Consider the following 23,521-nt stretch of genomic DNA (forward strand, 5'->3'; position numbering starts at 1 on the left):
AGTGGTTTTTATTTTTCCTTGAGATACTTCATGGAGGCATATACCTGCTGCCCGTCAACCTCAACAAGGGCCCAGGAGCCATCCTCCGAAACAGCTATTCTCTTAAGTTCATCGCCTTCCGGAACCATTCCGACAACAGTCTCGCTGCTTGCTGAACTTGGCACGGAACGAATATTTAAGGTGCTTGCACCGGTAACTACCACCGTGTCGTTCTTTTCAACAAATCCGGCAGGAATCGCAACAGCTACATTCGCTGAAGGCGCTTCATCCGGGTCAGGCGCCAGGTACCTGTCATAAACCTTGACTTTGAGAAGCATGGCGATAAAGGCAAGGATCACAACTCCGGTGATAATGGACGCAATGCGCACCACAAGCTTCATGCTCGCATCGCCGTCATCGCCATCCTCATCCTCTTCATAGTACTCCTCATCACCGTCGTACTCTTCATCGTAATCCGGCTCTTCCTCAGGTTCAAACTGCTCTCTTGGAGGTCTTCTCCTTGGCTCGGAAGGTCTCTTTCTCCTCTCTTCCGGACGAGGACGTTCTTCTTCCCGATCCCTTTCCTGCTCTTTAGCCGCAGATTCTCCCTGCTCCTTCTGGCGCTGACGGATGTACTCTTCTCTCTCATCGGCGCTGAGGAACTGATAAGGATCCTCGATCTCGATATTCATTGTATCCTGAGATACAGGCTCCGGTGTTACAGCTTTATTCTTATAGTCTTCAAAACTTGTGATCTTATCTGACAAAACTTTTCCCCCGGTCTCCTTAAAAAGTGCTGGCTTTTTAGGCCAGCACTTTGTCGATTATTCCCTGTAATTTTGCTTTGTTAAGTGCTCCGACTGCTGTCTCCACAACCTCGCCGTTCTTAAAGAAAGCGAACATTGGAATTGACATTACTTTGTACTTCTGAGCGATATCAGGTGACTGGTCAACATTGATCTTACCAACCTTAAGTTCCCCTTCGTACTCCTCTGCGAACTCGTCGATCATTGGAGCCATCATTTTGCAAGGGCCGCACCAGTCTGCTGAAAAATCAACAAGTACCGGCAGTTTGCTCTTAAGCACTTCTTCTTCGAAATTCTGGCTGTTTAATGTGTAGTCCATTTAGATTACTCCCCTTTCTTTCTGCTGATTATGTATTTGTAGATGGGGTTTCCTTGCCCCGAAAATCGTTCTTCGTACTCTGTCATTACATTGCCGGCGTTCATCACTTCGTCGTGATGAAGGTCACGTGTTACGGCATCCAGATGCCAACCGGCCGGCTCGATCTCTTCAAGTGCGAAATTGAAAAGATCCTCATTGTCCGTCTTGAACTCAACCACTCCATCAGGTACCAGGATCTGATCATAACGCTTTAAGAACTCTCTTGACGGAAGTCTTCTCTTGGCGTGTCTGTCCTTGGGCCATGGATCCGAGAAATTCAGGTATATCCTGCCAACTTCTCCCGGCGCAAAGACTTCCGTTATGGTCTCCGCGTCCATTCTGATGAAGATGATATTCGGCAAAAGAAGCTGCTCCTGTTTCTGAATAGCCCTTAAAAGAACACTTGAGTATTTCTCGATTCCAACGTAGTTGATATCCGGATGAAGAGCTGCCATATCCATAAGGAATCTGCCCTTGCCCATGCCTATCTCAATATGTATATCGTTGTCATTTCCAAATACCTCTTTCTTCCAGAGGCCTTTTTTCTTCTCAGGATCCTTGACGGTAAAGCTTGAGTCGGCTATTACTTCTCTCGATCCTGCAATGTTACGTAAACGCATTTTTCTTCCTGCCTGTAAATCTATTAATAAGAATTTTACACCATTTGCCCGAAGTTTGGAAGTATTGTATTATAAGCTTGTCATGAAGACTACATATAATAACATAAGAAGAAATTTAATATACAAGGCATTTATCGCAGTCTTTGCGATACTGTTTCTTAGCGTATCCGTCTGTGATGTGTCTTTTGCTGTAACGGACTACGAGGCAGAGGCGCAGCTCCGCAAGGAACTGCCCATCCAGTCCAATGATATAAACTCCTGGCCCCATGGCCCTGAGATCACTGCAGAAGCTGCAATTGTCATGGAAGCCGGCACAGGAACCATCCTCTATGCCAAGAATATAAATGAAGAACTCTATCCCGCCAGTACCACCAAGATCATGACCTGTCTTTTGGCGGTGGAGAATGCTTCTCTTGCAGACGAGATCTCTTTTTCCGACGAGGCAGTATTCTCTGTTCCAAAGGGAGGCTCCAACATCGGAATGGATGTGGGGCAGTCCATCACCTTAGAGCAGGCTCTGTACGGAATCATGGTCGGAAGTGCCAACGAGGTGGCTAATGCCGTCGCTGAGCACGTAAGCGGAAGCATCTCCGCCTTTGTTGACCTGATGAATGAGCGGGCAAAAGAGCTTGGCTGCACCAATACACACTTTTCAAACACCAACGGTCTCCAGGCGGATGATCACTACACCAGCGCCTACGACCTGGCCCTTATTGCAAGAGCTTTTTTCTCAAACGAGCTTTTGTGCAAAGTCGGTAACACAGCAAGATACCACTTTGAAGCCACAAATACTCAGCCCGATGACTTTTATCTGAACAACAAACACAAACTCATAAGCGGCGAGATGACCTACGAGGGAATTGTAGGCGGTAAGACAGGCTATACGGACCTTGCAAGAGAGACCCTTGTAACCTGTGCAGAAAAAGACGGCCTTAAACTGATCTGCGTGGTTCTGATGGAGGAGTCACCATCTCAGTTCACCGACACTGTTACGCTTTTCAACTACGGCTTTAATAACTTCAAGGCAGTCAACGTAGCGGATGAAGATAGCAGATACATGCCGGATGATTCACTGTTTTTTGAGTCTGACAGGGATGTATTCGGAAGATCAGGAACCATATTAAAGCTCAGCAGAAACGATCAGATCATAATCCCCAAGACCTCTTCCATCGAGGATACGGATTACGAGATCCTCTACGACCTGACGGATGAGGAAAAGAGTCAGATCCCCACTGCCATTGCCAAAGTTGCCTACACCTTTAACGGCGCACCTATAGGTAATGCCTACGTATGCTATTCACCGACGTCAAAAGATGCTGCTGAAGATTTGGCGTCTTCTGATAAGACCATATTCATAAATGTGAAGATACTTCTTGCGATTGCCGGCGCGATACTTATTCTTGCGACTATCATCGGCTCCATTACGACCCTGGCTGTTTCAGGGAAAAAGATGTACACCAAAAGTGATAAGCTTCGCTACAACCGCAGGAAAAGAGAATACAAAAAAACAAAGTTTAAATCAAAAAAATTCTAAGACTGTGAGGGAAGAATATGATATACGAAGAATTCGCCATCAAAGAAAACGGCTCCCTTGAAGGAGCCAAGCTGACAGTATATATTCAGCAGTATTCCGAGTCGCTGAAGATCAATGATCGTCCTCTTATTCTGCTCTGCCCGGGAGGAGCTTATGCCTACACTTCAGACAGAGAGGCAGAACCCATTGCCCTTGCATTTATGGCAAAGGGCTACCACGTTGCTGTCCTTAGATACTCCTGTGCTCCGGCAGTTTTCCCGACTGCTCTTATGGAGCTTGGAAGGAGCATTCTTATCATAAGAGAGCATGCAAAAGAGTGGCACGTCAAGGAAGACTCCATTGTCATTCAGGGATGCTCTGCCGGCGGACATCTGGCTGCAAGCTATGCCTGCAACTGGATGAACGACTTTTTGGCAGATGGAATGAACATCACCTATGCTGACAGAATAAAGCTTCGTCCCAACGGCCTTATGCTCTGCTATCCTGTTATTACTTCGGGGAAATTTGCTCACCATGACTCCATAAAGAATCTGCTTGGAGACAACTACCATGAGCTGAAAGAAATGATGTCCCTGGAAAATGCAGTTAATGAGCATGTTCCAAGGACATTCATATGGCACACATTTACTGATGCTGCTGTTCCGGTAGAAAACTCACTGCTTTTTGCAACTGCCCTCAGGGCACATGATATCAACACTGAGCTCCATATATTCCCGGATGGCTGTCACGGCCTCGCTCTGGCTAATGAGCTTACAGCAAGTCAGGAGATGAAGGAGATTGCTCCTTGTGCTGAGCCGTGGATCGATCTTGCTGCTACCTGGATGAAAAAGTACTGGTAATTACATAATTCCTTCTACGAATTCTGCTACCTTCTTCATATCAGCTGTAGGCTCAAAGCGGGCAACAACATTTCCCTCTCTGTCTACAACGAACTTTGTGAAGTTCCACTTGATCTCAGGATTGTTCTTGTAATCCTTGTCGATCTTCTTGAGCATTACGCCCATAGCAAGGGCTGCAGGGCCTTTTCCAAATCCCTCAAAGCCCTTCTGGCTCTTTAAGAACTTGTAAAGAGGAAGTGCTCCCTCACCATTAACTTCAGACTTCTTCATCTGAGGGAACATTGTGTTGTAATGAAGCTGGCAGAACTCGTGGATCTCTTCGTCTGTTCCGGGTGTCTGGCCTGCGAACTGGTTGCAAGGGATGTCAAGGATCTCAAGTCCCTTGTCATGAAGCTTCTCATACATAGCCTCGATATCTTTATAGTGTGGTGTGAATCCACAGCCTGTTGCTGTGTTTACTACAAGCACTACCTTGCCCTTGAAGTTCTCCATTGAAACTTCATTTCCCTGTGCATCTGTTACTGAATAATCATAAAAACTCATTACGTTTCCTCCTTAAATCAAATTGAATCTATGTTTTTAGTTAATTGATTGCATACAATTTAATCAAATTATATTGTGTACAATTTAAAAAGTCAATACCTGTTGCAAATATTTTTTTCTCCTCTTATGATTAATCCATGAGTAACTATATTGTCTTTGACCTTGAGTGGAATCAGGGTGATGCGCCGGTGACGAAAGATAACAAGACACTGGTCTTTGAGATCGTTGAGATCGGCGCTGTTAAACTGAATGAAAAGAGAGAAAAGATCGATGAGTTCGCAAGACTCATCAAGCCTCAGGTCCACAAGCACATGCACCGTATCACCGGTAAGCTCATCCACCTCTCAATGGAGGACCTTGAACAGGGAGAGAGATTTCAGGATGTAGCAAAAGAGTTTTTGGAGTGGTGCGGGGAAGATCCCAAGTTCTGCACCTGGGGACCACTTGATCTTACGGAATTCCAGCGCAATCTGGATTTCTTTGGTATGCCTCTTTTGTCCGACAGACCCCTTGCCTTCTATGATGTACAAAAGCTCTACAGCCTGGCCTTCGACAACGGCAAATCCAGAAGAGGACTTGAGTCTGCCATCGACGAGCTTGGAATTGAAAAGGACATTCCGTTCCACAGAGCACTTGCAGATGCTGAGTACACAGCCAAGATCTTCGGGCGCCTCGGAGAAAAGGCCCTTACCAGGATCTCTTTTGACACCTATGTAACCCCCAAGACCAAGAAGCAGGAAATACGGATAACCTTCGACAACTACGAGAAGTACATCTCCCGTGAGTTTGCCAACAAGGAGGATATCCTTGAGAATATCGAGATCATGAGCACCAAGTGCTACCTCTGTAAAAAGAACCTTAAGAGAGTCGTTAAGTGGTTCACCCCCAACGGCAAGCACTACTACTCTGTCGCCTACTGCGAAAAGCACGGCTATATGAAGGCTAAGGTGCGCATCAAAAAGGCAGAGAACGACAAGCTCTATGTGGTCAAAACCTGCAGGTTTATCTCCGGCGAAGACATGGACGATCTGAAAAAGAAACACAGGAAAATAAAAAAGAGACTAAAAAGCAAGGATAACGACGACTGACATGGATTTTCAACTTACAACCCTGTGCTATCTCGAACGTGATGATAAGTACCTCATGATGCACAGGATTTCAAAAAAGAATGATATAAATAAGGACAAATGGATCGGTGTGGGCGGTCATTTTGAAGGCACCGAGAGTCCTGAAGAATGCGTTAAAAGAGAAGTTTTTGAAGAGACAGGCTTTGATATTCCCTTAGAGGAATTTGCCTACAGAGCAGTAATTACCTTCGTATCCGACAAGGGCGACTATGAGCTGATGAGTCTTTTTACAGCAAAGTGTCCTGATGGAGAACCCAAGGAGTGCAGCGAAGGTAAGCTTGAATGGGTTGATAAGAAGGATGTTTATGATCTAAATCTCTGGGAAGGAGATAAGATTTTCTTTAGACAGCTTGAAGAGAGCAGAGATTTCTTTTCCCTGAAAATGGCCTACGATAAAGAGGACAATCTAAGGCTCGCAATCTTAAACGGGAAGGAGCTTACACTTGGAAGAAAAGAGCTTTGAATTTCTTGCAGGAAGAGTCAGGGATCTGGCAAACAGAGCTTACCAGAACGGCTTTGTGACCCACACGGATTTCCTCTCACTCTCTGAGCTCTCTCACTTTTATAAGATGCTCGCATCCGAGGGCGTATCGTCAAATGTCCATGAATACTGCGGCTCTCACTACGTGATCTACGGAGGTTTCGATGACGCCGAGAGGGCAATGATATGTTTCCTTCCGGATTATATGGATGAAGAGACCTTTTTATTATCGGAAAAGGCTGAGCCATCGGTTTTATCCTGCGTACACATAACACCACTTAATAGCAAGTTCTCCGATGACCTCAATCACAGGGATTATCTTGGTTCACTGATGAACCTGGGGATAGAGCGCGATCAGATCGGCGATATTCTTACCGGAGATAAAGAAGCTTTTGTCTTTGCCACTACTGAGATTGCAGAGATGATCTGCAAAGAGCTCGTCAGAATAAGGCACACCTCGGTAAAATGTGAGAAGGTCAGCTCAGCTGACTGCAACATAAGGCCGGCCTTTGAAGAGATTGGCGGAAGTGTTGCCTCTGAGAGGTGCGATGCCATCATTGCTTTTGTGTATCACTTATCGAGAAGTGAAGCCCAGAAGCTCATTGAGGCAGAATCAGTCTTTATAGACGGAAGAACAGCCTATAGCGGTGGATACGACTTAAAACCCGGGAGCAGGGTTTCCGTAAGAGGCCACGGAAAGTTCATCTACGACGGACCCTCCGGAACCACCAGAAAAGGAAGGCTCTTTGTAAACGTCAGGAAATTCGTTTAATACTAAAAGGTATAAATAAAGCCACCACTTCAAACCGAAGTGATGGCTTTTATTATGGACTGGTTTATTCTACTTCAAAGGCCTCTGACCAGTAATCCTGACCATAGATATCAGTGAATCTGTAGGTTACAAGTGCCTTTCCGTCGCCAAGGTAGGTGTTGCTGATCTTCATGTCAGACATGCTTCCCTTAACTGTCATGGGTTCGCCAAGATAGTAGCTGTCCTGATAGGTCTTGTCATATCCGTAGTAGTCACATACGAAGTCGATGACATCTCCCTCTGCAAGCTCTGTTGTGTTCTTGGCTATTGTCTCTGTCTCGCCTTCTACGTAATCGTAGCAAGCACCTGCCACATATCCGTCCTCATTCTCGGAATCAAATACCAGGATGAGGTTACTTCTTACATCGTTGATGTAGCATGGAACACGGCCTGTTATTGCATAGCTGTCTTCTGTTCCCTGGATATCGATAACGTAGTAAGCAACAACCTGTCCGTCTATTGAGATCCAGGTCTTATCGTTCTGAACCTTGAGGTTTCCGTCCTCGTCAAAGTCAAAGATATTATCAAGTCCAAGATCCACGTAGCCCTCTCCGTCATCATAAAAGACGTTCAGCTCAAGATCCTGAACCATGCTCCACTGATCTTCTGAAAGCTTTAAGACATCCTCGCCTGCATCATTTGTGCTCCAGAAAAGAGCTGATGGATCAAACCTGTGCTCTGCGATATAGCTTGCTGCCTTCTCAACGTCGAGGCTCTTTCCGATGAACGCTCCGCTTGAAGGTGTGAGACCTGAAACGCTGCTAAAGTCACTGGACAAAAAGCTTGTAAGGAGCTGAGTGATAAGCTCTGCTGAACCTGCTCCGCTGCCACCGGTACTTCCAGAGAAGTCTCCGAAGATTGATCCTACAGGAGTTCCTGTAGCGCTTCCGCCTGCTGCCACCTGACCTGCTGTGCCCATCGAAGCAAAGCTACTGATGCACTTAGCATAGTCCTCATCCATTCCGATGTCGTCATACTCATGGAGCATATTCTGGACGCTTCCTGACTTCTTGTAAGGGAAGTAGATTGAAAGGCCGTATGCGTTTGTCATGTTGGAGCTGGTTCTGTTGTACTTAATGGCATCCCTTAAGGCTGATGCAAGCTCTTTTGACTCAGCAGTATCCATGCGGGTTGCAAAATCCACAAGGTCAACCTGATCGATCCTTGCCTGAGCAAACTCTCTTGTGCTGCTCCTTGCACCTGATACAGTCTGGAAGTCATTTCCGTTTATCATCTCCGATGTATCCCTGGAGAAATCTGCCAGTTCCTGAGGTACTGTCTCTGAGAGCTCTGCAAGGTCTATTAGAGAAAGAGTGGTCTTCTGTCCAGGGCAGTTTCTTGCACAGGCATCGGTAAAGTCATCGATGATATTCTTACCGATCTGAGTGGTCTCCATGGAGGTGTTCTTTCCAAGAGCTGAAAGCCAGTTTGTGTAATACCAGCCGATACCGGGCTCAGTCTCCTCGGAAGCTACGAGGTAATCTGCGTAATTTGAAACAACAAGGGCATTTTCTACTGTTGCCATAAGGCAGGTATCAAAGCCCACCATGTCAAATGTTACACCGCCGTCCTTCAGGGCCTTATTTATGCCGCCAAGAGACATTGCGCCTGCCTGAGGGAACTTCTCATCATAGCCGTATCCTCCGGTGGATCCTCCGCCGTGATCCCAGAAGATAAGGATATTTCTGTTTGCCGGGAAGTTCTTGGATGCCCAGCTGATATAGCTTGAGAGTGTCTCAGGCTTGGTCATGGCAACATTTCCGAGGTTGTCCTTAAGCAGTTTCATGTTGCCGTTCTTTATCTGATATATCTGGTTGGTGGAGCTTGATACAACGTTGTTCTGCCACTGCCTTGCTCCGCCTGTATATACGATGAGGTTGATGTTATCGCCGAGGTTTGCGCCGATCATCTCCTGAAGGTCCTTGCTGGCCATTGCGCTTCTGGACTCAAGATCTGCTCCGCACATGTAAACCATGATGGTTACTACATCCTCACCATTACCCTTGATTACGGTTCTCTTATCACGAGCCTTGGGCGATACAGATGTGTTGAGCCTTCCTGTGTTGGCATCTGAACTCCAGGCTGCCGATGAACCTGAGCTTGCGCCTGAATATGAGCCATATCCGCCGCCAAGAAGAGATCCCAGAATGGACATACCGGGTGACCCGGATGAACTAAGTCCTGTTCCGGTGGATGTAGATGGTGTCGTGGTTGTAGTAGTGGCCGGCGCTGTCTGAGTCGTCTGAGCAGGAGCTGTGTACTGAGAAGTATCACTTATGCTGCTGCCTCCGCCTCCAAGAAGCGACGAGAGTCCTCCGCCACCTCCGAGTACCAAGAATAAAACGATGATGATCATAAACAGCGGACTTCTGCCGCCGGATCTCTGGGGACCTTCGCCTCCGCCCGATCCTGATGATCCCGATGAATAACCTGCACTGTTACCGACAGGGCCTGTGCCCAGTCCTTCTCCTCTTTTATGAACGCCGGAGCCGCCTTCGGTGACATTTTTCTTTCTACCTACAGGTCTGTTTTCCATAATAGCCTCCCGTTTGTCAAAGATTGTCGTACATAGCTATTTTATCACATTCCCGATATATAAACATACTACAAAAAGCGAAAGACTGTGGGCTTAGTCTTCCGCTCTTTTTATGGTTATAGAATTACTTGGCGTCTTTTTTATTAAAGTTCAATACTTCCTGCGCAGATGAGTTTACCTGATCTTCTATCGAAAAGGAGGATGTCTTTTCCGTTTATGTTGATCTTCTCTTCCTGGCCGATCTGATAGATCACGCCACCGAAGATAACGCTGGTAAGAAGGAACTCACCTACTTTAAGCTTAAGAGTTGACTCCATACCTGTGGGCATTGCACCGTAGATCGTTGTGTCGATCTTTCCGTTGGGATCGATGTCAATTGCCTCGGGACGGATACCGATAACGAAGTCCTCGTCAGTGATAACAGGCTCATCAACGATTGAATCATCCTGCTCTTCCACCTTCTGTACATGGTATTTGAATACTTCGTCCTTGTTGCTCTTCTCAACAGCACCCTTCTGAAGGAGTCTCTGTCTCTCGAACTCAGCCTTATCTGCTGCCTCTTTATCCCTTGCTGCTCTCCACTCTGTAAGATCCATCTTCTCTGTAGGAACAAATCTTGCCTTGATTCCACCGAGGATATCAAGAGAAAGACTTCCGTCACTTCCCTGAGTTCCCTTTGCATCAACAAAGTTCATGGAAGGATTTCCTACGAAGTCTGCAACAAAGAGGTTTGCAGGTCTGTTGTAAACTTCAAGAGGAGCAGCGTACTGCTGAAGCACACCGTTGCTTACAAGACAGATCCTGGTTGCAAGTGTCATAGCTTCCATCTGATCGTGTGTTACATAGACGAAGGTTGATCCTGTCTCAACATGGAGTCTCTGGAGCTCATATCTCATCTCGAGACGAAGCTTGGCATCAAGGTTTGATAATGGCTCATCCATGAAAAGAACCTGTGGCTCCGGAGCCAGGGTACGGGCAATAGCAACTCTCTGCTGCTGTCCGCCTGATAACTCTGCAGGGTATCTGTCCATGAACATACCGATCTTAACGATCCTTGAACATGCTCTAACCCTTGAATCTATCTCCTCCTTGGAGAGCTTTCTGTTTTCGATCACAGGCTCTCCGTTCTTTGTTACCTCGTACTTATCATTGAGGCTCTTGCCTTCTTTTTCATATCTGCTCTTAATGCCTGAGAGCTTGCTCTCATACTCTGAAAGCTTGGTCTTTGCAACAGCTGATGCATCGGAGGCTGTATGAATTCCCATAGCATAGAGCTCTTTTGCTGTATAGATAGAGAGGTTGTAGTTGTCGATGAGCTTAACGTAAGCCTTGTTCTCATCGAGTTTGCCATTCTTATCACGACACTCCTCAACAATCTCTTTTACCTTATTACCATTCTGAAGGGCTCTTATAAGGTCCCCTGCCTGCTTGGCTTCAACGTCAAGTACAGGCATTTCCTCGTGGATGTTCTTAAGACCAAAAGAGATGTTCTCGTAAACTGTCATGTTAGGCCAGAGGGCGTAGTTCTGGAAAAGGAATCCAACCTTACGCTTGTTGGCAGGAACGTTGATACCTGCGTTTGAATCAAAAACCACCTTATCCCCGATGGTAATCCTTCCCTCTGTTGGTGTCTCAAGACCTGCGATCATACGAAGGATTGTAGTCTTACCACAGCCTGAAGGTCCGAGAAGTGTAATAAAGGAATTGTCCGGGATATTGAGGCTTACATTATCTACGCCGAAGAACTTTCCCCAACGCTTTGTTATGTTTTCTAAAATGATTTCCGGCATGATTACTTTCCTCCTATGCCGCTGTCAAGGCTGGCGCCTGTCAGCTTGTTTACTAATGTGTTAAATACAAGAATTGTTACGATGAGGATCAGGTTGATGGCACTTGAGAATGCGTAAAGACCCATCTCATCGAAGTAGTCAAGTGTAGTTGAAAGGATAAAGCCCTGTGTGCAGAGAAGAAGGAACAGAGACAACTCACGAAGACATGTCATGAAGGGAAGAAGATATCCGCTTATGATAGAGGACTTCTGGATCGGAATGATGATCCTGGTCATTCTCTTTATCCATGAGGTGTTCATGATTATCGCTGCTTCCTCAAGCTCGTTGGAAATCTGGAGCATTGAGTTTAGTGAACTTCTCGAAGCAAATGGTATGTATTTTACAACACCTGCGATGATCAGAAGTGTGTATGTGTTAAACAGATTGATGTGCTCGTTTGAGAAGAGGATGAAGAACGCTGCTCCAACTGCGATTGAAGGCATAAGGTAGGGCAGGAATGCTACGTTGTTTACGTAGTTGGCCCACTTATTTCTTCTCTTCTTTGCTACGGCGTATCCGATCAAAGTTCCGATGGTTCCTGCGATAAGTGCACAGACAACTGCCAGGAACAATGTTCCGAAGAACGCATGCCAGATTGTCTTGTTATAGAGGATACCCGGCTGACCGTACATACCGTTCTCTGTAATGTTCTCGTTTGTTACCCACCACTTGTTGGTCAGGTGTGCAAGGTTTCCTGTATAGAGGAAGCTGTAATCACCCGGGTTTGGAAGGAAGGTCTCAAGAGCGAACAGAACGATTGGCCAGATACTTGTGAAGAATGTGATGATGATGAAAATGATTCCCACAAGGTATTTTCCGACTTTGCCGATCGTAAGCTTTGTGAGCTGACCTGACTTACCGGTTACAGTGGTGTAGTTTTTACGGCTCTTAAGTGAGAGCTGGTTCATTCCAAGGATCAGTACGCCGAAGATCATCATGATGATTGCCAGGATTGAAGCTTCTCCGGTGTATTTACTGTTCATGGAGATGTACTTGGTTGAAAGTGTTGTAAGGCTCAAATAATGTGGTACCGGGTAACTTCCCATTGCACTTCCGAATACCAGAAGGATTGTTGAAAGAATAGCCGGCTTGATCATTGGAAGCGTTACCTTGAACATGATCTTCCACTTCGGTGTATCAAGGATGGTTGCTGCCTCCTCGAGGTTGGCATCCATGTTCTTGAAGATACCGCCTATAAGGATATAGGCAAAGGGTGCGTAGTGAAGTCCAAGTACCATGGCACTTGGGAATACTCCCTGGCACCACCAGTGTGGGAAGTACACATTAAAGATTGCTGCCAGAAGTCCATCAGATGTTCCCGTAATCTTGTTTGAGTAGAACATGTGCTGCCATACAACAGCCAGTGTCCACTGAGGCATGATGTAAGGGAAGATGAAGATGGAGCTTAGGTACTTTTTGAACTTCATATCTGTTCTTGTTACAAGGAAAGCAAAAAGTCCGCCGAACAGGATTGATATAAAGCAGGTAAGTACTGAGAGGATGACCGTGTTAAGAAGCGGTATCCAGAGGTTTGTCTTTGCAAGTTTACTTGTGAAAAGATCTGTGTAGTTAACTATTGTGTATCCGGATACTCTTTTGGTCAGATGCTGATCAATGGTTCCGGGATGGATCGCAAATGTGTCTTTTACAATTGCGATGATAGGTGCGACAGTACTGAAGGTCAGAACAATCCCAAACAGCAAAAGTATTATATTCTGAGGTTGGGAAAACCATGTCTTTACCTTATTCTTGAAAATCGCACTTTTGTCTGGTTTTGCGATTGTCTGCATGTTATCTCTCCTATATTTTGGGGATGAAGCCTTATGGCTCCATCCCCTTAGATCTTAAATTATTACCGAGTGCTGCTTATCATTCGCCGGGAGCATAGTGATCAAGTACGTCGATCCAGCTTCCTACTGTGAAGGAAACATCTGAGCAATATGCAGGATCCTCAAGAACGAGTTCGCCTGTTGTTGTCCACCAGTCATAACCACGGTCGTTCTTTGCAGGGAACTCATCTCCGCCGCCCTGTGAGTGCTGGAATTTCTCTTCAACCTCTTTTGCAACGTTAGGATTTGATGAATATCCACCCATATCTTTGCCCCAAGGCTCAAATCCTGCCTCTGTGCATGTCATGAATGCGATGAATGCGCATGCTGTCCAAGGAAGAGGAGAGTTCTTTGTAAGGAAGAGGTAGTGGCAGTAGCCGTATCCGCCGATTCCTGTGTAGCCATCCTGGTAAGCTGCTACGTTGATGTTGTTAACTGATACTGTAGCTGACTCCTCGACTGAACGGAGCTTTGAGTAAACAAGAAGTCCTGACTGATCCTTAGCTGATGCATCAACAAGTGTGTTGCAGATAGGGCCATCATCAGTCTGCTCGTTGTAGTTGTTAACCCAGAGCTTGATCCATGCAAGAGCGTAAGCGCCGTTTGCACCAAGGCCGAGGTCGCTGGCATCTGCCTGCATAGCCTGGATTTCAGGCTCGAAGTATGCCTTCTTTGTATCATCAAGCTTGTCGTAAGCTTCTTTAAGCCATGTTGCGTACTTATCTTCTGTGAGCATCATAAGGAAGTTCTTTCCTACAATCTCAGAGTCAACGCCCATGAAAAGAGGGTGTGAACCTTCATATACGAAGTCCCAGCAGTTTGTGTATGTAGCTGTTCCCTGATTGTTGTACATGAATACCTTGTTAAGTGTCTGAAGAGGAAGGAATCCCTCGTAAGCATCAGCTGTTGTTCCGTTAGCCTCTGCCCACTCCTTAGGAACGAAAGTCTTAAGGATGTCTGTGTCAACCATCTTTGACTGGATCTGGTTACCGTCCTGGATAAGAGTCATGGCAAATGTGCCTTCGCTCTTAAGTGAATCGGATGTAAGCTGCTCGAAGATCTTGTTGTTCTTGGGCTGCTGCCACTCGAATTCCATTGAATATGAAGAATCGATAGACTGAAGATACTCGATGAAAACAGGAAGTGCTGACTTACCACGGCTGGAGTTTCCTACACCGTAGAATGTCTTTCCGTTTGACTCTTCGATAGCTTTCTTGGCAAGCTCTTCCATTGTCATGCCCTCTGCCTCAGCGATGATGGCATCGATTCCTGTGAGCTCTGCTGCAGGTGCGCTCTCAGCTGCTGTGACTGCTGCCGGTGCTGCGTTGTCTGCTGCAGGTGCTGCATCAGATGTTGCCTGTGTGTCAGTTGTAGCTGCAGGTGTACTTGCTGCGCTTCCGCAACCAGCCAGCGCTGAAACTACCATTGTGAAAGTTAAGATTGTAGATAATACTTTCTTTTTCACTTTTCATTTCCTCCTTTTACATTAACCCTTTGTTTTAGTACAAAAAAATGTACTTACGGGCGTTTGTTTGCTCTGTAAGTACATTGTAGATTTTGTTAATAATTATTTTGAGATGACAATTCTGATATTATTTGTAAAAAAATGACAAATTTTATTAAATTATTCTTTTCCTGCTATAAAGAATTCGGTCACCTATGCTTGTGGCATTTTCAAATCCGATGTCGGAAAGTTCCCTCGATGCTTCCCTTATGGCAGATTCGAATCCTTCCAGCACTTCATCATATACCCTGAGCGCAGGTTTTTCTCCAAGTCCGACCATTCCTGCCATTGCCCTGAAACTGTCTCTTTTCACATCATCAATATTCCTGATTCCGCCTATGTTAAAAGACATTTCTCTGGTTGCACTTTCATAAATCAGCGTCCCTATAACATCATAAGCCGGAGCCAGCTTTACCCCTGAGAGGTCAGATTTGTAAAGCAAAGAAAAATTCTTGATATGAGAATCTGTATTTCCTATTACGTAGTTAAATACAATCCTTCTCCACAATGAAAGCTGATCCTCCAGCGGATTGATTGCGTAGAGCCTTAGTATCTCAAACATTCTCTGCGCATAGTTTTGCCCTTCTTTTTCATATTTGTCAAAAGAGGCAATTCCCATAGCCTGGGCAAAGTCTTCCTGATGGATTCTATGGGGCAGCTTCAGACCATCAACATATTCTTCTGCCCCTTCGAAGGTCCTGTCATATCTTCTCGTTGCAAAAAGCACCTGAGAATCCAAACCTTTTCCCATGTTTATGATGAAACTTTGAGGAATCTTTATTCCGCATTTTGAAGCAGTAAGCATGGATAACTGCTCATTGGTTACGATTCCATCAAGCCTTATATGACTCTGTTTTACTATATGAGTGCTGGGAGCAAGCCCCACCGGCAGATACCACGAGTCTTCTTTGTCATCATAATAAAGCCCCACTTTGCCTGATGCTCCGGTGAGTGAGAGATGGGTCTTTATCACCAGTTCCGTAGATTTTGTCGCTCCCTCTGATGCAAGTTCTTCCACTTGTTTTGCAGAAAGCGGCTCATAGGAAATGTCTTTATCTTCTTCATCCAGGTAGATCCTGAGGGCGCCAAGGCACTCTTTTCCCAGATTATAAAGGATTGAAAGATAATCTCCTTCATCAAAGTGCATATTTCCCGCAATTGCTCTGCGCATGAAACCTTCGGGTAAAAGGCCGTCAAAAAAAATCCGGGTTGCTTCATGAGAAAAAGGCTCCTTTTGTAAGGGCAACGATATTGATATCGGATGTGCAAAAGAGCCTGACAGAAACTCCTCAGAATACTTAAACTGCGCGTTATTTGAGGACTCTCCTTCAATTGTTCCTACTTTTATCTGTTTCCCGCCTATCTCAAGACCAACGTTGTATGTTCTCATTTTTATCCCCTTGCTTCCATAGTCAGATCAAGCCCAAGGATACTTGCCAAATAAAGTGCTTTTCCAAGTTCCGCTGTGCTCTTGCCGTTCTCAAGGTCAGAAAGAAAGCTTACACTAAAGCCTGTAAACTCAGAGATATAGCTCTGGGTGTAGCCAAGTTCCTTTCTGCGCTTCCTAAGTGCAATTCCAAAACTCTTTGCATCGGTTATCTTCATGGCATCTCCTCTTCGCCGTACGAACAAGTTTTTATATCCGGGCACAAAATTAGCCGTACGAACAAATTTATCTGATTCAAGTATAATCTTCGTCGTACGGCTAAGTCAAGTTATTATTCGAGCCCTTTGGTCTGATAGTCGGAAGGGTTTTTGCCCACCAGTTTTTTAAAGGTGTTGGAGAAGTAGGCGATGTCAGAATAACCCACTTTCTCTGCCACTTCGTAGACCTTCACGTTTACATCCTTCAGGTAGTCCATGGCCTTTTTTATCCTGTATCTGGTGAGATAGTTGTTTATGGACTGATCGGTCTCGGATTTAAAAAGCCTTGAAATATGCCCCTCGCTTACGCTCATGGCCTCGGCAAGTTTGGTGATACTAAAGCCCGAGTCAACATAGTTATTCTCGATATATTCAATGGCTGTCTGAACGTAGCGGTTTGAGACCTCATCTTTCGTCTTAAGCGGAATCAGCTGCTCCTCAAGCTCTGCGTTTGATGCCGGCGCATTGGGGTGCAGATGAAGGAGCCTCTGGATTGAGCCCTCAAGCTCACCGTCCTGGAAAGGTTTTAAAAGATAATCCGACACTCCGATACGTATAGCCTGCCTTGCATACTCAAACTCATTATAGGCTGTAAGGAATATCACCTTTGTTCCCGGGCATTTCTCGATGATCTTCTCTGCCATCTCTATGCCGTCCATCTTGGGCATGCGGATGTCCGAGATCACAAGGTCCGGGCGCAGAGTCTCTGCTGCTTCAAGACCTTCAATGCCATTGGCAGCTTCGCCGACAACTTCGCACCCTATAAGGGCCCAGTCGGTCTCACTCTTTATTCCCATACGCACATATTTTTCATCATCAACTATCAGTACTTTTGTCATTTCTCTCCTCTTCCTTCACCGGCTCTTTTTCCGAATAAGGAATTGTAACTATCATGATGGTTCCACCCTCCGACGGTCTTACGGCCATAACTCCGTACTCCTTGCCGTAGTAAAGTCTAATGATGGTGTTCACATTGTTAAGACCAAGATGTCCCTTTAATGTTTCCGGATCATCGTTGTTAAGGGCATTCAGCATCTCATCGCTGATGCCTTTTCCGTTGTCCTGAACGGAAATCTTAAGAAGGTCAGGGGATCCGTCCTTACCCTTTTCTTTGATGGAAGCCACGTAGATGTGGCCATTGTCCATATCATCCATGCCGTGAATAATGGCGTTTTCTATGATGGGCTGCAGGATAAGCTTCGGTATTATAGCCTGCATCACATCCTCAGGAATATCTATGGTAATGTCAAACTTATCGTCAAACCTTATCCTCTGAATGTCGCAGTAGTTCTGGATCAGCTTGATCTCTTCCGAGAGCCTTACAAACTGAGTCTGGGAAATACTGGTCCGTAGGATCCCGGCAAGAGACGCCGACATGGTTGCAACCTCCGGCACATGATTTGCCTTGGCAACCCACTTGATGGTATCTAAGGTGTTATACAAAAAGTGCGGATTTAACTGTGCCTGCATCATCTCGATCCTGGTCTCGTTGACCTTTCGCTCAGCAGCCACTCGCTCTTCCATAGTGTCTTTTAACTGGGTAGTCATCTTGTTAAAGCCAACAGCAAGCTGCTCGAATTCATCCTCTCTGCTCAGCTCGATCTTGGCATCGAAGTCGCCCTTTCTAAAGCGTCTCATGCCTGCTGCCAGCGTTCCGATGGGCTTGGCCACATAGTTACTCATTCGGTTTGCAACTATAAGGCAGATAAGAACGCTGATGATAGCCAGGAAAATGATGATCTGATAACTGGCCCTTACTGCGGATTCATCGAAGACCGGAGGCGTAACGTATATTCCGAGAAGCTCTGTGTTCCCCAGCTGCTTTATGTAAATATTCTTCTGAAAACCCTCGGTATATGGCTTTCCGCTTTGCAGATTGCTGCGGATTGCTGAAAGGTCTTTTCCATCCTCAGCTGTACCCACCAGGCAGTACGGCTCAAGAAAGCTCCCCGTCAGCATAAAGCCGTCTCTTGCGTTTATAGAACTTGAAAGCTGATCTCTGAGCACCTGCTGATCGATCCTGATAAGAGCTACTCCCGGCTCCTCTTTATCCACCATCAGTCTTGCTATGAGGAAATCACCTTCGTCTCCTGTGCTACTACTTATATCCTGGGAAAAGACTGTATGGCCTCCTCCCTGTACTGCCTGCCTGATCACGCCGTAATAATCCGGAAGAGCTGCGGGTTTAGAGCCGCTGGCAGTTGAATACATGCAGCGACTTCCCATGTAAAGATCCACCTGCGCAAATGAGCGCACCTGTCTGGTTGCCTCGTAGAGATCGGCATAGATGGCGATGGAATTCTTCCTTCCTTTGTAGAAGGAGTTTATAAGTACTTCACTGTCTGCAATAGCATCCAGGGTTTGCTCCGATTTTGCCAAAATGTCATTTATCTTGCCTATAGCTACGGCTTCCTGCTCCGCATCTCTCTTTTCGTAGTCGCTCCTTATCCTGGCCTGGAAACCCTGGATTGTCAGGACGCCTCCGAATATTACAAGGAAAAGAGTCACTGCAAGGAACACCACGAAAATCTGCCGCTTGAAGGATTGTCTCACAAAGCCCATACTCACTCTCCTTCCTGCCCGGCGAGGGCATTCCAGAGGGAAAAGACTTCTTCCTCTTCCCTGGCGGATTTTTCTACATCAAATTTTATGAAGGTCTCTGTATTTCCACGTTTGCTGCCCACATCACTCCTTGCAGATCTTCTGTAGAAGTTCTCGGTGGCGTATCTCTGGGTGTCGTAGGAAACCACAAAGTCGATGAACTTGCCCGCGTTATAACTGTGGGGAGCGTTCTTTACCATGGCAATGCCGTCGGGAACTGCGCTAGTTCCGTCCTCCGGATAGAGCATGGAAATATCTTCATATTGATCCATGGCTTTTCTGGCTGTCTCCTCCAGAGTTATTCCTATAAGGAAGCTTCCATCCGAAACTTCGGGAATGACCTGTCCTGAGGAAGGGAGGATCCTTCCTTCCAGCTGCCCATAAAACCTCGGTACAAGGCTCTGTGGCTCTTCATTAAAGAGCTGCTCCATGGTGGATAATATTGTATAGCTGGTTCCTGAACTATTTGGATCAGCAAAGGCAATCTGCCCCTTCCACTTGCTGTCAAAGAGCTCCTCCCAGGTAGTGGGGATTTCTGAGTAGGATACCAGTTTCTTGTTGTAGACAAATACAATGGGGAGCTCGGTAAATGGAATCCAGCGGTCCTCATCATCCACATAATCAGGATCCAGTGCGCTCCTCTCGACAGGCTCATAGGGCATGAAAAGATCTTTTGCCGCCTCATAGCTCTCGATACCGCCGCCGAACATAATGTCGCAGCGACCTTGTTCCGATGCCTCTTTTACTTCGGAAAACATCTGCGTTGTACCGCCTGTGTGAAGTTCAACCCAGATCCCGGTGCGGCTTTCAAACTCCCGGATGATCGGCAGATACACCTCTTCCTTGTGGGAAGTATAGACAATGAGCTGCTTCTCCTGAGGTACAGCATAGCTGCTTGAGAGCTCCTCAATCTCCTGCTTCCTCTCCGATCCTGCACACGCCGAAAGAAGCAGCATAACTGCCGCTAGTAAAGTCGCTGTCATTATGGCCTTCAGGCGTTTTCCGAAATCTCTTTTACCATGTCTCATGGTCCTATTCTACTACATACCTGCCTTGATTTACAAAGCGCATTGTGATAATATACTTAGTGCATGTTTCCGTAGCTCAGCAGGATAGAGCGTTCGCCTCCTAAGCGAAAGGTCGTGCGTTCGAATCGCATCGGGAACACTCGCGAAGGCTACAAGCCATGCAAAAAAATAGATGATCCGACTCGTGGGAGTTTACTCACAATCGAGTCGGATCATCTATTTTTTTATAGGGCGACAGCCCGCGGAGAGGAAGCTCTGCTTCCTCGTCGCGCATGGCTTGTGAGTCAATGAGTCAACGGGGACGTTTCACTTTGACTCATTTTGTGCTTACGCCTTTACCGGAACCCAGATCTCAGAGTAATATTCGGGATCCTGTGCTCCAAGTGCATACTTCTTTTCATCAGTATAGAATTCAATATTAAAACCTGCAGCTATCTCATAACTACTAGCAGGAAGCCATTCGTTAAAGACCTGTGTGTTGACGCTCTGCAGAGCCTGTGGCATTGCACCTTTGCATGGGAACACAGCCCAGGTATGCGCCGGGATCTCTTTTACCTCATAACCGTTTTCTGTTGCCAGGTCCTCATTGTAATCATCAGCTATCATATAGCGGAACTGATCACCCTTGATTTCATCATCAAGGCACACTCCGTACACGCCCATGATCTTGTTTGCGGGACTGGCAAATACCTCATCCCAGAACTTAGGTATTGTGCTGTAGCCATTACCATAATCAATGATCTTCGAAACGCCCATTACTTTAAATGCCGGTTTTTTCTCAATCCTGTATTCCATTGTTTTCCCTCCATCTAATGTCAGTTTAATGTGCAGCGGCGCAAAAGCTTTAATGCTTGCACCATTTTGTCTTACATCAGTTGGAGTGTTTCCGTGAAATCTTGTAAATGCCTTGGTGAAGCTGTCTGCCGAGTCATAGCCATACTTTATTGCCAGATCTATCACTTTAATGTCTGATGAAGTCAGTTCTTCTCCTGCAAGAGAGAGCCTCCTCATCCGGACATATTCACCGACAGTGTATCCGCACAGCATGGAAAAGCCCTTCTGGAAATAGAATGCGGATGTATTCACTTCCTGAGCAATCCTGCCAACCGTCAGCTCCTCAGTGATATTCTCCTCGATAAACCTGATGGCATCTTCAATGATCTTTGTCCAGTTCATAAGTAACCTCCAACTTGATTGTAACTTCAGTATAGAGGTCTTGTACATACTTCTCCCGACAAAAAGTGCTCACTTTTGTCTGATCAAAGTGAGTCAATTTGAAACGTCCCCAGTGACTCAAAGCGTAAGCAAAAAATGAGCCCCTGACTCCGTCCCTAGGGCTCAAAAATGGACCCTGGGGACGGGGGTTAGGGGTCATTTTAGCTGGCGAGGTCTCTTCTATTGAACACAATGAACGCAAGGGCTGCGCAGCAGATGGTGACTAGAGCTGCCATAACAAGAGCCACGGCTTCTACTTCTATTCCAGAGAAAATCTCAGATGCATTCGCGTAAGAGTATGGTCCGATAAAGAGATAATCCTTAAGGTCCGGAACAACTCGTCCCATAAGATCATACACATAGCAAAGCAGCACAATTCCAAGTCCCATACCCATCTTGCTCTTTCCGGAAAAAGCAGAGATTCCAAAGCATATTGCTGCTGTCTCGATGTTCATCAGAAACTGTCTGAGCATGAATGCAGAAAATTCCTGAGTCGGAACATCTTCCCCAAGATAAACAAAACCGCAAACATAGAATACAGCGCAGATTACAGTAAACAGCGTAAGCAGGATAACCACGCATGCGCCTTTTGCTGCAAGGACCTTGCTCCTTGAAACCGGGAGCGAGAACAGAAACTCTCCGCTGTGCTTATCCTCTTCCTTGGACAGAATGTCGATCGCCAGAATTGCAGCAAACATGCCACTTCCAAGGCCATGTACCGTGCCGACCTCCGTCGCAAAAAATCCCTCAATCGTTGCAATGCTCAAGGTACTCATACCAAAAGCGTCGGAAAATGCTCCCATGTTGGAGAACATATCCGCCATGTCCTTCATGTCCCCTTCCATGCTCTGATAAAGAAGGATGCAGACAAGGCCCATGAGTCCTACCGATAAACTCCATATAAGAAATGTCTTTAAGTTAAGCTTCAATTCTCTAAGTAATATGTGTTTCATAGCTGCCTCCTTTCTTTAATCTTCATAGAACTTAAGGAACGTATCGTCATCAATTCCAACGTCTTCAAGTATGGAGAGCCTTCCCTCTCTCATGATGGCCGCATGCCTGCAGTATTTGTTGACCTCAGTAAGTACGTGTGTGGACAAAAGACATGTCGCCCCCTCGTCAACGTATTCGTTAACCAGTTCAAAAAACGTCCTCTGCATCAAAGGATCCAGACCACCGGTCGGCTCATCAAATATAAAGAGCTTTGGCCTGTGCTGCATTGCACAAACTATGCTGACCTTCTTTCTGTTTCCGTAAGAGAGCTGCTTGATCTTTTTATCCTTATCAACCTTTAATCGCTCACATAATTTCTCAGCTTCAGCAGAACAGTCAAGGCCTCTCACATCCGCTGCATACTTAATGACATCCTTAACCTTCATGGAATCGTAGAACCAGGCTTCAGATGGCATGTAGCCGACATTTCTTAGAATCTCCTCATGCTGCTTAATACTGTCCATTCCAAGTATCTTTATTTCTCCGCTGTTGATCTTAAGAAATCCCAGCATAGAGCGGATTGTCGTAGACTTTCCGGCACCGTTTGGCCCAAGAAACCCGAATATATCGCCTTCTTCAATGCTAAGAGAGACATCTATGACTCCGCGGTTTTTTCCGTAGCTCTTTGTAAGATTTTTAATTTCAACCACACTACTCATATTTTCCCCTCCTGTTTTTCATCATTTTCGTATCTCTAATTTATGATTAACACAAAGAAAAAGCGGGAACAATGGCTGTTCCCGCAAGGTGCACTTTAATTCCCCTAAGATTCACTTTTTATGTTCGGACTGGAAGATCCGAAGGTCCTCATTGAGTCTTTTATCATCAATATAGCGCTTCGATTTATAGATAAAGTAAACGCAGATGTAAGTCAGCATCAGATAAGCAGCAAAGATAAGCGTTGCCATGGGCTTTCTGTCAAACCACCCAAATGCATATGACAGCGCGCTGTAAACCGCAGTGCATATCACCATTCCCAACAGCTCTTTTCCCCCAAGACTATCCGCCTCATCAAAGTTCCATAACAGATAAACCTGGATGTATCCTATAACATAGCACGCAAGTATCATCTCCAGCATGTGCAGCATATCTGCAACAAATAAGCCGCCGATGATCCTCACCACGCAGTAGAAGAACAGTATAGCAAAGAAGTAGAGACAGGCCTTAAATTCTATGCCGATCTCTTTTGTGAGATAGAGCTCCCACAAGGTAACTCGCGACTTGTCTTTCTTTTTATCACCCAT

At 45.9% G+C, this 23,521-nt stretch carries 22 protein-coding genes and 1 tRNA gene; 6 read left to right on the forward strand and 17 right to left on the reverse strand.

Features of this window, described 5'->3' with window-relative positions:
* Window positions 1–8 precede the first annotated feature (8 nt).
* The 3 genes from G633_RS0104150 to trmB are packed head-to-tail and all read right to left on the reverse strand — an operon-like array spanning window position 9 to window position 1,763.
* Window positions 9–746: an SH3 domain-containing protein gene (locus tag G633_RS0104150; RefSeq protein ID WP_022767948.1), complete on the reverse strand. Its 738-nt coding sequence runs from the start codon at window positions 744–746 to the stop codon at window positions 9–11.
* Window positions 747–783: 37 nt separating this feature from the next.
* The gene (gene trxA / locus G633_RS0104155) at window positions 784–1,104 is read right to left on the reverse strand and encodes a thioredoxin (protein ID WP_022764882.1); all 321 of its coding nucleotides are present in this window, start codon (window positions 1,102–1,104) and stop codon (window positions 784–786) included.
* A 5-nt stretch (window positions 1,105–1,109) separates the two neighbouring features.
* The gene (trmB, locus tag G633_RS0104160; protein WP_026519157.1) at window positions 1,110–1,763 is read right to left on the reverse strand and encodes a tRNA (guanosine(46)-N7)-methyltransferase TrmB; all 654 of its coding nucleotides are present in this window, start codon (window positions 1,761–1,763) and stop codon (window positions 1,110–1,112) included.
* Between the two features lie 82 nt (window positions 1,764–1,845).
* Between trmB and G633_RS0104165 the strand changes: the two genes are divergently transcribed.
* Together G633_RS0104165 and G633_RS0104170 are read left to right on the forward strand one after the other, a co-directional pair.
* Window positions 1,846–3,297, forward strand: a complete 1,452-nt coding sequence (locus tag G633_RS0104165) for a D-alanyl-D-alanine carboxypeptidase family protein (protein WP_155834908.1) — start codon at window positions 1,846–1,848, stop codon at window positions 3,295–3,297.
* Between the two features lie 17 nt (window positions 3,298–3,314).
* On the forward strand, window positions 3,315–4,136 hold the full coding sequence (locus tag G633_RS0104170; protein WP_026519159.1) for an alpha/beta hydrolase: 822 nt from the start codon (window positions 3,315–3,317) through the stop codon (window positions 4,134–4,136).
* On the opposite strand, the gene G633_RS0104175 is transcribed toward G633_RS0104170, so the two are convergent.
* Window positions 4,137–4,679 (reverse strand): glutathione peroxidase, encoded by a 543-nt coding sequence (locus tag G633_RS0104175; protein WP_022767952.1) that lies wholly within the window; start codon window positions 4,677–4,679, stop codon window positions 4,137–4,139.
* A 137-nt stretch (window positions 4,680–4,816) separates the two neighbouring features.
* Here G633_RS0104175 and G633_RS0104180 point away from each other — a divergent pair, with 137 nt between their 5' ends.
* Genes G633_RS0104180 through G633_RS0104190 form a run of 3 tightly spaced genes read left to right on the forward strand, consistent with a single transcriptional unit; the run spans window position 4,817 to window position 7,059 of the window.
* Complete coding sequence (locus G633_RS0104180; RefSeq protein WP_022767953.1) at window positions 4,817–5,767, forward strand: 3'-5' exonuclease; 951 nt, start codon at window positions 4,817–4,819, stop codon at window positions 5,765–5,767.
* A gap of 1 nt (window position 5,768) precedes the next feature.
* The gene (locus G633_RS0104185) at window positions 5,769–6,269 is read left to right on the forward strand and encodes an NUDIX hydrolase (protein ID WP_035770654.1); all 501 of its coding nucleotides are present in this window, start codon (window positions 5,769–5,771) and stop codon (window positions 6,267–6,269) included.
* Window positions 6,250–7,059 carry a YlmH/Sll1252 family protein gene (locus tag G633_RS0104190; RefSeq protein ID WP_026519161.1) on the forward strand — a complete coding sequence of 270 codons (810 nt, stop codon included), beginning with the start codon at window positions 6,250–6,252 and terminating at the stop codon, window positions 7,057–7,059. The genes G633_RS0104185 and G633_RS0104190 overlap by 20 nt, the downstream gene beginning before the upstream one ends.
* A 64-nt stretch (window positions 7,060–7,123) precedes the next feature.
* On the opposite strand, the gene G633_RS0104195 is transcribed toward G633_RS0104190, so the two are convergent.
* The 9 genes from G633_RS0104195 to G633_RS0104235 all read right to left on the reverse strand — a co-directional run bounded on the left by G633_RS0104195 (window position 7,124) and on the right by G633_RS0104235 (window position 20,069).
* Window positions 7,124–9,634, reverse strand: coding sequence for a clostripain-related cysteine peptidase (locus tag G633_RS0104195; protein ID WP_026519162.1), 2,511 nt, complete (start codon window positions 9,632–9,634; stop codon window positions 7,124–7,126).
* 143 nt (window positions 9,635–9,777) lie between these two features.
* The gene (locus G633_RS0104200; protein WP_026519163.1) at window positions 9,778–11,424 is read right to left on the reverse strand and encodes an ABC transporter ATP-binding protein; all 1,647 of its coding nucleotides are present in this window, start codon (window positions 11,422–11,424) and stop codon (window positions 9,778–9,780) included.
* 2 nt (window positions 11,425–11,426) lie between these two features.
* Window positions 11,427–13,253 (reverse strand): ABC transporter permease, encoded by a 1,827-nt coding sequence (locus G633_RS0104205; protein WP_026519164.1) that lies wholly within the window; start codon window positions 13,251–13,253, stop codon window positions 11,427–11,429.
* 79 nt (window positions 13,254–13,332) lie between these two features.
* The gene (locus tag G633_RS0104210; protein WP_026519165.1) at window positions 13,333–14,757 is read right to left on the reverse strand and encodes a hypothetical protein; all 1,425 of its coding nucleotides are present in this window, start codon (window positions 14,755–14,757) and stop codon (window positions 13,333–13,335) included.
* A 154-nt stretch (window positions 14,758–14,911) separates the two neighbouring features.
* Window positions 14,912–16,186, reverse strand: a complete 1,275-nt coding sequence (locus G633_RS0104215) for a HipA domain-containing protein (protein WP_026519166.1) — start codon at window positions 16,184–16,186, stop codon at window positions 14,912–14,914.
* A 2-nt stretch (window positions 16,187–16,188) separates the two neighbouring features.
* On the reverse strand, window positions 16,189–16,401 hold the full coding sequence (locus G633_RS0104220) for a helix-turn-helix domain-containing protein (protein WP_022767961.1): 213 nt from the start codon (window positions 16,399–16,401) through the stop codon (window positions 16,189–16,191).
* 113 nt (window positions 16,402–16,514) lie between these two features.
* The gene (locus G633_RS0104225; protein WP_026519167.1) at window positions 16,515–17,279 is read right to left on the reverse strand and encodes a response regulator transcription factor; all 765 of its coding nucleotides are present in this window, start codon (window positions 17,277–17,279) and stop codon (window positions 16,515–16,517) included.
* Window positions 17,257–19,002, reverse strand: coding sequence for a sensor histidine kinase (locus tag G633_RS17335; protein ID WP_051199928.1), 1,746 nt, complete (start codon window positions 19,000–19,002; stop codon window positions 17,257–17,259). Before G633_RS17335 ends, G633_RS0104225 begins: the two co-directional genes overlap by 23 nt.
* A 2-nt stretch (window positions 19,003–19,004) precedes the next feature.
* The gene (locus G633_RS0104235; protein ID WP_026519168.1) at window positions 19,005–20,069 is read right to left on the reverse strand and encodes an extracellular solute-binding protein; all 1,065 of its coding nucleotides are present in this window, start codon (window positions 20,067–20,069) and stop codon (window positions 19,005–19,007) included.
* A 65-nt stretch (window positions 20,070–20,134) separates the two neighbouring features.
* Here G633_RS0104235 and G633_RS0104240 point away from each other — a divergent pair.
* Window positions 20,135–20,208 (forward strand) — tRNA-Arg (locus tag G633_RS0104240).
* A 188-nt stretch (window positions 20,209–20,396) separates the two neighbouring features.
* Here the strand turns inward: G633_RS0104240 and G633_RS0104245 are convergent.
* The 4 genes from G633_RS0104245 to G633_RS0104260 all read right to left on the reverse strand — a co-directional run bounded on the left by G633_RS0104245 (window position 20,397) and on the right by G633_RS0104260 (window position 23,521).
* Window positions 20,397–21,245 carry an AraC family transcriptional regulator gene (locus G633_RS0104245; RefSeq protein WP_026519169.1) on the reverse strand — a complete coding sequence of 283 codons (849 nt, stop codon included), beginning with the start codon at window positions 21,243–21,245 and terminating at the stop codon, window positions 20,397–20,399.
* A gap of 200 nt (window positions 21,246–21,445) precedes the next feature.
* The gene (locus tag G633_RS0104250) at window positions 21,446–22,237 is read right to left on the reverse strand and encodes an ABC transporter permease subunit (protein ID WP_026519170.1); all 792 of its coding nucleotides are present in this window, start codon (window positions 22,235–22,237) and stop codon (window positions 21,446–21,448) included.
* A gap of 15 nt (window positions 22,238–22,252) precedes the next feature.
* On the reverse strand, window positions 22,253–22,936 hold the full coding sequence (locus tag G633_RS17345; RefSeq protein WP_035770662.1) for an ABC transporter ATP-binding protein: 684 nt from the start codon (window positions 22,934–22,936) through the stop codon (window positions 22,253–22,255).
* Window positions 22,937–23,047: 111 nt separating this feature from the next.
* Complete coding sequence (locus G633_RS0104260; protein ID WP_035770666.1) at window positions 23,048–23,521, reverse strand: DUF3021 family protein; 474 nt, start codon at window positions 23,519–23,521, stop codon at window positions 23,048–23,050.

This window comes from Butyrivibrio sp. FCS006, assembly GCF_000424525.1.
Lineage (GTDB): Bacteria > Bacillota > Clostridia > Lachnospirales > Lachnospiraceae > Butyrivibrio.

What these genes read in the sequence shown, in the direction of transcription:
- G633_RS0104215 (WP_026519166.1), bottom strand. Translation starts at nt 16,186, where the DNA reads ATGAGAACATACAACGTTGGTCTTGAGATAGGCGGGAAACAGATAAAA.
- G633_RS0104185 (WP_035770654.1), top strand. Translation starts at nt 5,769, where the DNA reads ATGGATTTTCAACTTACAACCCTGTGCTATCTCGAACGTGATGATAAG.
- G633_RS0104195 (WP_026519162.1), bottom strand. Translation starts at nt 9,634, where the DNA reads ATGGAAAACAGACCTGTAGGTAGAAAGAAAAATGTCACCGAAGGCGGC.
- G633_RS0104250 (WP_026519170.1), bottom strand. Translation starts at nt 22,237, where the DNA reads ATGAAACACATATTACTTAGAGAATTGAAGCTTAACTTAAAGACATTT.
- trmB (WP_026519157.1), bottom strand. Translation starts at nt 1,763, where the DNA reads ATGCGTTTACGTAACATTGCAGGATCGAGAGAAGTAATAGCCGACTCA.
- G633_RS0104175 (WP_022767952.1), bottom strand. Translation starts at nt 4,679, where the DNA reads ATGAGTTTTTATGATTATTCAGTAACAGATGCACAGGGAAATGAAGTT.
- G633_RS0104170 (WP_026519159.1), top strand. Translation starts at nt 3,315, where the DNA reads ATGATATACGAAGAATTCGCCATCAAAGAAAACGGCTCCCTTGAAGGA.
- trxA (WP_022764882.1), bottom strand. Translation starts at nt 1,104, where the DNA reads ATGGACTACACATTAAACAGCCAGAATTTCGAAGAAGAAGTGCTTAAG.
- G633_RS0104245 (WP_026519169.1), bottom strand. Translation starts at nt 21,245, where the DNA reads ATGAACTGGACAAAGATCATTGAAGATGCCATCAGGTTTATCGAGGAG.
- G633_RS0104260 (WP_035770666.1), bottom strand. Translation starts at nt 23,521, where the DNA reads ATGGGTGATAAAAAGAAAGACAAGTCGCGAGTTACCTTGTGGGAGCTC.
- G633_RS0104225 (WP_026519167.1), bottom strand. Translation starts at nt 17,279, where the DNA reads ATGACAAAAGTACTGATAGTTGATGATGAAAAATATGTGCGTATGGGA.
- G633_RS0104180 (WP_022767953.1), top strand. Translation starts at nt 4,817, where the DNA reads ATGAGTAACTATATTGTCTTTGACCTTGAGTGGAATCAGGGTGATGCG.
- G633_RS17345 (WP_035770662.1), bottom strand. Translation starts at nt 22,936, where the DNA reads ATGAGTAGTGTGGTTGAAATTAAAAATCTTACAAAGAGCTACGGAAAA.
- G633_RS17335 (WP_051199928.1), bottom strand. Translation starts at nt 19,002, where the DNA reads ATGGGCTTTGTGAGACAATCCTTCAAGCGGCAGATTTTCGTGGTGTTC.
- G633_RS0104205 (WP_026519164.1), bottom strand. Translation starts at nt 13,253, where the DNA reads ATGCAGACAATCGCAAAACCAGACAAAAGTGCGATTTTCAAGAATAAG.
- G633_RS0104200 (WP_026519163.1), bottom strand. Translation starts at nt 11,424, where the DNA reads ATGCCGGAAATCATTTTAGAAAACATAACAAAGCGTTGGGGAAAGTTC.
- G633_RS0104235 (WP_026519168.1), bottom strand. Translation starts at nt 20,069, where the DNA reads ATGAGACATGGTAAAAGAGATTTCGGAAAACGCCTGAAGGCCATAATG.
- G633_RS0104165 (WP_155834908.1), top strand. Translation starts at nt 1,846, where the DNA reads ATGAAGACTACATATAATAACATAAGAAGAAATTTAATATACAAGGCA.
- G633_RS0104220 (WP_022767961.1), bottom strand. Translation starts at nt 16,401, where the DNA reads ATGAAGATAACCGATGCAAAGAGTTTTGGAATTGCACTTAGGAAGCGC.